The sequence below is a fragment of the Bacillus sp. S4 genome, from assembly GCF_040838205.1.
Lineage (GTDB): Bacteria > Bacillota > Bacilli > Bacillales > Bacillaceae_G > Bacillus_A > Bacillus_A cereus_U.
Map to the genome: position 1 here is coordinate 1 of NZ_JBFPJI010000407.1, position 2,632 is coordinate 2,632.

Sequence of the window (2,632 nt, forward strand, 5' to 3'; positions counted from 1 at the left end):
GTATTAATATTAGTAGATGGAAAACAACAACTTATTTATAAGCAGGCAATATCAACAATTATGAAATAAGACACTCAAAATGAGTGTCTTATTTCATAATTAAATGGTTACTGTTTGCATGCTTCAACATCAATGCCGGCAGCGATTAATTTTTTTTCTCCGTCTTGTTCAATGATTTTTTGTAATTTAGACAAGAAAGAGTCAAAATCTGTATGTTTACCAACTTGGAAAGTCATTTTATGCTCAATTGGTAGCCAAGTATCAATATCAGCTTCGTTATGTTGAATTTTCACTTCAAGTTTATCGAGCGCGTTAGCAACTTTTGCTTCATACGTTTCTTTCGCTTCGAACTCCATCCATAAATCGTATAATTCTTCGCCAAGAGAACCTTCTAGTGTATGTTTAATATTTAAAATAGCCTTTTGCTCATTTTTTTGTTTTTGTAATTGTAATTCATGGCTATTCATTGTATCAAAGGCAGGAATATCACCAGCTTCTGCTTCAACAAGATCGTGAATTATGACCATTTTAAGTAATTTTTCTATGTGTACTTTTTGATCCAAATAAGGCTCAACTAAGATAGCCATTAAGGACATACGCCACGTATGTTCAGCAACACTTTCTTGACGTCCGTTAGAAAGCCAACTATGTCGCATTTCATATTTTAGTTTTTCTGCTAATGCAATGACTTGCAAAATTTTATGTTCCATCGTGATCCTCCTCATATTTCTATACTATAATTCTAATATGGAAATGAAATGTGTCAATTTTATGAGTATATTGCGATAAATAGATGATAAGCGTATAATGAATGTTATATGTGAAAACGCATTATTAAAATAAAAAAATGTTTTATAAAAATGAAAAGGAAGGGCAGGAATATGGGAGACGAAAATCAAGTATTAGCTAGACCACAAAGAAAAAAAAGGAAGTTTGACATTTCTAGCCCAATTGGCATTATAGTAGGTTTTGCGATTGTAATAGCGGCAATCATGCTTGGCGGCGGTGGAATAAAAGGTTTTAAAAACTTCTTAGATGTTTCATCTATTTTAATCGTTATAGGAGGAACAACAGCGACAATCGTTGTGGCATATAGATTTGGAGAAATAAAAAAATATACGAAAAGTATTTTTACTGTTTTACATAGAAGAGAAGAAGATTTAGAACAGTTAACGGATTTGTTCGTTGATTTTTCGAAAAAGTCTAAAAAACATGGCTTGCTTTCTTTAGAAGTTGATGGAGAGCAAGTAGACAATCCTTTTATTCAAAAGGGAATTCGTTTAATGTTAAGCGGCTATGATGAAGTGGAATTAAAAGAAGTGTTAATGAAAGATGTTGAAACTGAAGTGTATGAGTTAAGAAAAGGAGCAACATTATTAGATAAAATTGGTGATTTCGCTCCAGCATGGGGCATGATAGGAACATTAATTGGTCTTATTATTATGTTGCAAAACTTACAAGATACCTCACAAATTGGTACAGGGATGGCAGTTGCGATGTTGACGACATTATATGGATCTTTGATTGCAAATATGATTGCAATACCGTTATCTGAAAAGGTGTATCGCGGTATTGAAGATTTGTATACAGAGAAGAAGTTTGTAATAGAAGCAATTTCAGAGCTGTACCGAGGACAAATTCCTTCCAAATTAAAGTTAAAACTTGATACATACGTATATGAAACGAAGATAAAAAAAGAAAAACGAGCAGCCTAGTAGTTTGAGGAGTGGTATGATGAGCAAGCGACCGCAAAGAGGATCGCCTCGTTGGATGACGACTTTTACTGATTTAACGATGTTATTGCTAACTTTCTTTGTATTACTAGTTGCGACTTCAAAGCAAGATACAGTAAAATTATCAAAGATGCTTGAAAAGTTCAGTGACGCGGAGCAAGTAAATGCAAAAGTAATGGAAAATACAATACCAGATATTTCACATGAAAAAAATGATGAAAAAGCAGTTTCAAAAAAGCGCATGGATGAATTGTATAAAAAGTTAAAAGCATATGTGGATAATAATGGTGTTAGTCAAGTGAATGTATATCGAGAAGATACAGGTGTTAGCATCGTTATAGTAGACAATTTAATATTCGATACGGGTGATGCGAATGTTAAGCCGGAAGCGAAAGAAGTAATTAGTCAATTAGTAGGGTTCTTCCAATCGGTACCAAATCCAATTGTTGTAGAAGGACATACAGATAGCAGACCGATTCATAATGAAAAATTCCCTTCCAACTGGGAATTATCTTCAGCACGTGCAGCTAATATGATTCATCATTTAATTGAAGTGTATAATGTGGATGATAAAAGGTTAGCAGCGGTAGGGTATGCAGACACAAAACCAGTAGCACCAAATGATTCACCACAAAATTGGGAGAAGAACCGCCGCGTTGTAATATATATTAAGGAATAATATATTTCTATTTTAGTAATAAAATAATAAAAATACAGAAATTCTTTTAAAAAAATATAAATTTTAATCGTTTTATTTGGTATAATGAGTGAGAATGATAAGTTGAATTATTAAGTTATTTTTATACATATAAAGTATAGAACGGAAAAGAATGGCACAAAAAATTTTAGTTGTAGTTGATGCGATGTTCATGCGAACAATGATAAAAAACTTGTTAAAA

4 protein-coding genes and 1 pseudogene are annotated in these 2,632 nt (G+C 32.5%); 4 read left to right on the forward strand and 1 reads right to left on the reverse strand.

Translation table 11 applies throughout. The annotated features are described in order from the left end of the window. Positions 1 to 69: RNA chaperone Hfq (locus AB3X48_RS20835; RefSeq protein ID WP_367959896.1), on the forward strand; the 69-nt coding region annotated here is incomplete at its 5' end. A gap of 38 nt (positions 70 to 107) precedes the next feature. On the opposite strand, the gene AB3X48_RS20840 is transcribed toward AB3X48_RS20835, so the two are convergent. After that, the gene (locus tag AB3X48_RS20840) at positions 108 to 710 is read right to left on the reverse strand and encodes an HD domain-containing protein (RefSeq protein WP_016104377.1); all 603 of its coding nucleotides are present in this window, start codon (positions 708 to 710) and stop codon (positions 108 to 110) included. A 171-nt stretch (positions 711 to 881) separates the two neighbouring features. Between AB3X48_RS20840 and AB3X48_RS20845 the strand changes: the two genes are divergently transcribed. From AB3X48_RS20845 to AB3X48_RS20855, 3 genes and pseudogenes are all read left to right on the forward strand, one after another. Next, positions 882 to 1,715, forward strand: coding sequence for a flagellar motor protein MotP (locus AB3X48_RS20845; protein WP_016104378.1), 834 nt, complete (start codon positions 882 to 884; stop codon positions 1,713 to 1,715). Positions 1,716 to 1,734: 19 nt separating this feature from the next. Beyond that, on the forward strand, positions 1,735 to 2,412 hold the full coding sequence (locus tag AB3X48_RS20850; RefSeq protein ID WP_016104379.1) for an OmpA family protein: 678 nt from the start codon (positions 1,735 to 1,737) through the stop codon (positions 2,410 to 2,412). A gap of 151 nt (positions 2,413 to 2,563) precedes the next feature. Continuing rightward, positions 2,564 to 2,632: pseudogene (locus AB3X48_RS20855) on the forward strand (two-component system response regulator); the annotation flags it as partial.

What these genes read in the sequence shown, in the direction of transcription:
- AB3X48_RS20840 (WP_016104377.1), bottom strand. Translation starts at nt 710, where the DNA reads ATGGAACATAAAATTTTGCAAGTCATTGCATTAGCAGAAAAACTAAAA.
- AB3X48_RS20845 (WP_016104378.1), top strand. Translation starts at nt 882, where the DNA reads ATGGGAGACGAAAATCAAGTATTAGCTAGACCACAAAGAAAAAAAAGG.
- AB3X48_RS20850 (WP_016104379.1), top strand. Translation starts at nt 1,735, where the DNA reads ATGAGCAAGCGACCGCAAAGAGGATCGCCTCGTTGGATGACGACTTTT.